This is a genomic window from Parvibaculum sp. (assembly GCF_049672805.1).
GTDB lineage: Bacteria > Pseudomonadota > Alphaproteobacteria > Parvibaculales > Parvibaculaceae > Parvibaculum.
The window spans coordinates 1-5486 of sequence record NZ_JBATWS010000360.1; the positions used below are offsets into that span (position 1 = coordinate 1).

A 5486-nucleotide genomic window follows, 5' to 3' on the forward strand; every position below is an offset into this window, starting at 1 on the left:
GCCACAGTCAGGAGCGTGCCTATACGGTGCTGCTTGATTTCCTCGTCCGCTCGCGCTCGCGCGGGCTGCGCTGCGTGCTCATCATCACCGGCAAGGGCGCATCGCCTTATGCGCGCCATACGCTGCACGGCGTCTCCTTTTACGAAGTGCCCGAGCGGCAGGGCGTGCTGCGCGGTGCCGTGCCGCGCTGGCTGAATGAGGAAGCATTCCGTCTTCACGCCTCGGGCTTCCAGCCTGCACATCCCAAACATGGGGGCGGTGGGGCCTTTTATGTCTGGCTGAGAAAAAAGAGATGACACCCTTCGGACAGAAGCTCAGGGAGTTGCGCGCGGCGCGCGGCCTGACACTGAAGGAAATGGCGGCGGCGCTCCATGTCACACCTGCCTATCTCTCCGCCCTCGAACATGGCAAGCGCGGGCGCCCGAGCTGGCGGCTGGTGCAGGCGATCATCGGCTATTTCAATGTGATCTGGGAAGAAGCGGAAGAACTCGAACGCCTCGCGCGCCTGTCAGACCCGCGCGTGGTGATCGACACATCCGGCCTCGCGCCCGGGGCAACCGAAGCCGCCAATCGCCTCGCGGAAGAAATAGCGCATATGACGCAAGGCGAAATCACCCGCCTGCTTGCCCTGCTGAATGAGCGCAAGCGCCGCACATAATCTCCGTCATCGCGAAGGTGCAGGCGACGAAGCAATCCGGGACTGCAATCTATGAGCTTGCCGCTCGATTGCTCTGCACCGCCCGCAATAACGAAGAGGCAGTTTGAAAACCTGTACGCATCGTCAGAGAATGAACTTCGACAGATCGATATTCTTCGTCAGATCACCGATCCGCTCATTCACATAGGCAGCGTCAATCCTCACCGTCTCGCCGGAGCGGTCGGTGGCAGAAAAGCTGATCTCGTCCAGCACGCGCTCCATCACCGTATGAAGCCGCCGCGCGCCGATATTCTCGACCGTCGCGTTCACGGAAGCGGCGATGTCGGAAATCGCATCGATACCGTCATCGGTAAACTCAAGCGTCACGCCTTCCGTCGCCAGCAGCGCGATATATTGCTTGATGAGGCTTGCTTCCGGCTCGGTGAGGATGCGGCGCACATCTTCCTTGGAAAGCGCGTTGAGTTCGACGCGGATCGGCAATCGGCCCTGAAGTTCCGGCAGAAGGTCGGAGGGTTTTGCGATGTGGAACGCGCCAGAGGCGATGAAGAGAATATGGTCGGTCTTCACCGCGCCATGCTTCGTTGCAACGGTCGTCCCTTCAATAAGCGGCAGGAGATCGCGCTGCACGCCTTCGCGGCTTACATCCGCGCCCTGTCGTTCGGAGCGCGCGCAGATCTTGTCGATCTCATCGAGAAAGACGATGCCGTTCTGCTCCACCGAGCGGATCGCATCCTGTATCACCTGTTCCTGATCGAGCAGCTTGTCGCTCTCTTCCGCGATCAGCACTTCATAGCTGTCTTTTACCGCCATGCGGCGCGGCCTGGTGCGGGCACCAAAGGCTTTGCCCATGATGTCACCGAGATTGATCATGCCGATCTGACTACCCGGCATGCCGGGAATGTCGAGCGTGGGCATGCCGCTGCTGTTGTCGGCGACTTCAATCTCGATTTCCTTGTCATCAAGTTCGCCCGCGCGAAGTTTCTTGCGGAAGCTCTCCTTCGTTGCCTCGCTCGCATTGGCACCGACCAGCGCTTCAAGCACACGGTTTTCGGCGGCGAGATGCGCCTTGGCGCGCACATCCTTGCGCCGCTTTTCACGGGTGAGCGAGATCGCAATTTCCACGAGATCGCGGATGATCTGTTCCACATCGCGGCCGACATAGCCGACTTCAGTGAACTTCGTCGCTTCCACTTTCAGGAACGGCGCTTCGGCAAGCCGCGCGAGGCGGCGCGAGATTTCTGTCTTGCCGACGCCGGTCGGCCCGATCATCAGAATGTTTTTCGGCAGCACTTCATCGCGCAAATTGTCCGGCAGTTGCTGGCGCCGCCAGCGATTGCGCAGCGCAATGGCAACGGCGCGCTTTGCATCGCGCTGGCCGACAATATAGCGGTCGAGTTCAGAAACGATCTCACGCGGCGAAAAACTGGTCATGACGGGAAAGGAAACTCCGGTAAGGACAAAACGGAAAAGCGAAGGCGAGCCTTACGCATCGAGCACTTCAACGGTGAGATTGTTGTTCGTATAGACGCAGATATCGGCAGCAATGCCCATCGCCTTGCGGACAATCTCTTCAGCGGAAAGATCGCTATCGGCAAGCGCGCGGGCGGCGGCGAGCGCGTAATTGCCGCCGGAGCCGATACCGACAATCCCTGCTTCCGGCTCCAGCACATCTCCATTGCCCGTCAGCACCAGCGTGGTCTGCGCATCCGCCACGATCATCATGGCTTCGAGGCGGCGGAGATATTTGTCGGTGCGCCAGTTCTTGGCGAGTTCCACGCAAGCCCGCATGAGCTGACCGGGATATTGCTCAAGCTTCGCTTCGAGCCGCTCGAAAAGCGTCATGGCATCGGCGGTCGCTCCCGCAAAGCCCGCAATCACATCGCCCTTGCCGAGCGGGCGGACCTTGCGCGCATTACCCTTCATGATGGTGTGGCCCATGGACACCTGCCCGTCCCCCGCAACAACCACGCGCCCGCCCTTGCGGACGGAGAGAATGGTGGTGCCATGCCATTGGATCGGGTCGTGGGAAGCGGTCATCTTGTTCCTGCGGGTTGCTTTCAGGGTGTGCGGCGGAAGCCGGCTGCTGTCGCTACCATGTGGCGGCAACCCGCCACCGGGTCAAGAGCGCACTCTCGCCACAGGAGAGCCCACCTATTCCGGCAAATGAAACTCGCCCGGATCGCCGCCCAGGTTGCGGACTTTCTCTTCCAGTTCCCGGATACGCCGTTCCAGCCGTTCAAAGGCAGGCGTGAGGTCGGCAGCGTCCCAGCGCGGCTGGATGTGACTCGGGCAGTTCATGTCCCATTCGTCCAGCTCGATCAGGATCGCCCGCTCCACCCGGCCCTTATAGGAGGGGTCGGCAAGCGAGCGGGTGAGCGCCGGATCATCCGCCACGACACGGCCCCGCCCCCTTATCTTCACCCGCTGGCGGTTGGGGTAATCGATCAGGAAGAGAAAGACCTGCGGGTTCTCGTTGAGGTGACCAAGCGTCACATATTGCTGGTTGCCCGCAAAATCCGCATAGCCGAGCGTCTTTTCATCCAGAATCTTGAGGAAGCCGCGCGGGCCGCCACGATGCTGGATATAGGGCCGCCCGGCGGCATTGGCCGTTCCCATGTAGAAGTGATCGCGCGTGGCGATGAAGCGGGCGAGGTCGGGGGTGAGAGTGGTCTGCCAGGCCATGACAGCTTCCCTCCTGATGCGGGCGTGATAGCGGGCTTGTTCACATATGGACCCCGCCGCCGCGCGGCACCACCTTTAAAATTTCAGGCTCTAGATGAAGTACAGGAGCCGCAGTCTTCTACCAGTGAAGCCCGACCGATCCATATTGAATCAAAGGCTTGGTGATATTTTGCAAAGTAGATACACAAGTACTTAAAGTAATGGATGAACGCCGCGCCGAAATATTGGTTAACGTCCTGTAAGTATTTGTGATTCAAATTGTTTCGAGTGACGGGGTGAGGCGGCTGAAAGCCGCGGCTTTAGCTCTGGCCGTTCCCGGTTCCCCCTGTTAAAAGCGGCAGAAGAGAGCCATATGGGGCGTGTTACAGTGCCCGTCAGCCGCCCAGACCGAAAGAATGACCGGACCGGATATCATGCAGATCGAGAGCGAAGGCCGCATAGCCACCGTCGAGCGCAAGACCAAGGAGACCAATGTCTTCGTCTCGCTCGATCTCGACGGTCAGGGCGAATATGACATCGATACGGGGATCGGCTTCCTCGACCATATGCTGGAGCAGCTTTCGCGCCACTCGCTGATCGACCTCAAGGTCCGCGCGCAGGGCGACCTGCACATCGATTTCCACCACACGACGGAAGACACCGGCATCGTGATCGGCGAGGCGGTGCGCCGTGCGCTGGGCGATTTCAAGGGTATCCGCCGCTATGCAACGGCCATCATCCCGATGGACGAGACCTGCACCCGCGTCTCGATTGACGTGTCGCAGCGCCCCTATCTCGTCTGGAAGGTGAATTTCTCCAAACCCAAGCTCGGCGAAATGGACACGGAACTCTTCAAGGAGTGGTTCCAGGCCTTCGCGCAGAATGCTGGCATCACGCTGCATGTTGAAAACATGTATGGCGAGAATAATCACCATATCGTGGAAAGCTGCTTCAAGGCGCTTGCCCGGGCGCTTCGCGACGCGATCGAACTCGACCCGCGCACGGCCGGCCGCATCCCCTCCACCAAGGGCGTACTCGGCACCTGAACCGGGCGGGAAAACCGGCCTTGCCGCTGGCCTTCGCGCGCGATCTGTCATAGATAGGGCCGGAATTGAAGCCGCTTGCCCGGTCTGCCGGGCGGAACGAATTTCATGCGTATCTACACGGTCCATGAGCTTCCCGGCGCGCCGCTTGATGGCGCGGGGCTCAAGCTGGTGAAGGAGGGTTTCTCCTTCCCCGCCTTTGCCTTCTCATGGGCATGGCTCGTCTGGCATCGCGCATGGGTGGCGCTCGGCCTCTGGATCGGGCTGACGGTCGTGGTTTCCTTTCTCCTGCAGGCGGCCTTTGGCGCGCCGGCTGCGGCGATTGCCTCCTTCCTGCTGAACTTTCTGCTGGGCGCGGAAGGCAATGACATTCGCCGCTGGACACTTGAGCGGCAGGGCTACCGCGAGATCGGACTGACAGGCGGCACCACGCTTGAAGAGGCGGAGCGGAACTTCTTTGCGAAATGGGATCGCCCGCTCACCGATGATCTGCTGCCGCCGGTCAATGCGCCGATATGGCCGCGCAAGCCCGCCCCGCGCGGCACGGGCGAGGTGATGGGGCTCTTCCCCGATCCCGGCACGAGAACAGGACTCTGATCGACATGAAAGTCGCCATCATCGATTACGGCTCCGGCAATCTCCGCTCCGCCGCCAAGGCCTTTGAGCGCGCGGCGCGTGAGGCAGGACTTTCAGCCGATGTGCTGGTCACGAGCGACCCTGAGGCGGTGCGCAGCGCAGACCGCATCGTGCTGCCGGGGGTCGGTGCTTTTGGTGATTGCGCGGCGGGGCTTCGCGCCGTGCCCGGCATGGAAGACGCGTTGAACGAGGCCGTACGCAAGGAAGCGAAACCCTTTTTTGGCATCTGTGTCGGCATGCAGCTCATGGCAGAGCGCGGGCTTGAACATGGCACGCATAAGGGGCTTGGCTGGATCGGCGGCGAGGTCGTGAAGATCGAACCGGCAGATGCCTCGCTCAAGATCCCCCATATGGGCTGGAACGAGCTTGAAATCATCCGGCCGCACCCGCTGCTCGCAGACATGCCCGCGACCCATGCCTATTTCGTGCATTCCTATGCCTTCGCGGTTGCCGAACCCGAAACGCTTGTCGCGCGTGTCGATTATGGC

8 protein-coding genes are annotated in these 5486 nt (G+C 60.9%); 5 read left to right on the plus strand and 3 right to left on the minus strand.

The features are described 5' to 3' along the window. A partial coding sequence (locus tag WBF74_RS11310; RefSeq protein ID WP_424439703.1) for a Smr/MutS family protein occupies nt 1–296 on the plus strand: 296 nt, incomplete at its 5' end. Continuing rightward, a complete protein-coding gene (locus WBF74_RS11315) occupies nt 293–658 on the plus strand; it encodes a helix-turn-helix domain-containing protein (protein ID WP_424439706.1) in 366 nt (121 codons plus the stop codon). The genes WBF74_RS11310 and WBF74_RS11315, both read left to right, overlap by 4 nt. A 123-nt stretch (nt 659–781) precedes the next feature. On the opposite strand, the gene hslU is transcribed toward WBF74_RS11315, so the two are convergent. The 3 genes from hslU to WBF74_RS11330 all read right to left on the minus strand — a co-directional run bounded on the left by hslU (nt 782) and on the right by WBF74_RS11330 (nt 3340). After that, nucleotides 782–2089, minus strand: coding sequence for an ATP-dependent protease ATPase subunit HslU (hslU, locus tag WBF74_RS11320; RefSeq protein WP_424439709.1), 1308 nt, complete (start codon nt 2087–2089; stop codon nt 782–784). A 51-nt stretch (nt 2090–2140) separates the two neighbouring features. Beyond that, entirely contained in the window at nt 2141–2695 is a 555-nt protein-coding gene (hslV, locus tag WBF74_RS11325; RefSeq protein ID WP_424439712.1) for an ATP-dependent protease subunit HslV, read from the minus strand. Between the two features lie 114 nt (nt 2696–2809). Then, nucleotides 2810–3340 (minus strand): pyridoxamine 5'-phosphate oxidase family protein, encoded by a 531-nt coding sequence (locus WBF74_RS11330; protein WP_424439715.1) that lies wholly within the window; start codon nt 3338–3340, stop codon nt 2810–2812. A gap of 413 nt (nt 3341–3753) precedes the next feature. Between WBF74_RS11330 and hisB the strand changes: the two genes are divergently transcribed. From hisB to hisH, 3 genes are all read left to right on the plus strand, one after another. Next, nucleotides 3754–4365, plus strand: coding sequence for an imidazoleglycerol-phosphate dehydratase HisB (hisB, locus tag WBF74_RS11335; RefSeq protein WP_424439724.1), 612 nt, complete (start codon nt 3754–3756; stop codon nt 4363–4365). 105 nt (nt 4366–4470) lie between these two features. After that, nucleotides 4471–4959, plus strand: coding sequence for a DUF2628 domain-containing protein (locus WBF74_RS11340; protein WP_424439718.1), 489 nt, complete (start codon nt 4471–4473; stop codon nt 4957–4959). Nucleotides 4960–4964: 5 nt separating this feature from the next. Beyond that, on the plus strand, nt 4965–5486 hold a 522-nt coding region (hisH, locus tag WBF74_RS11345; protein WP_424439721.1), incomplete at its 3' end, for an imidazole glycerol phosphate synthase subunit HisH.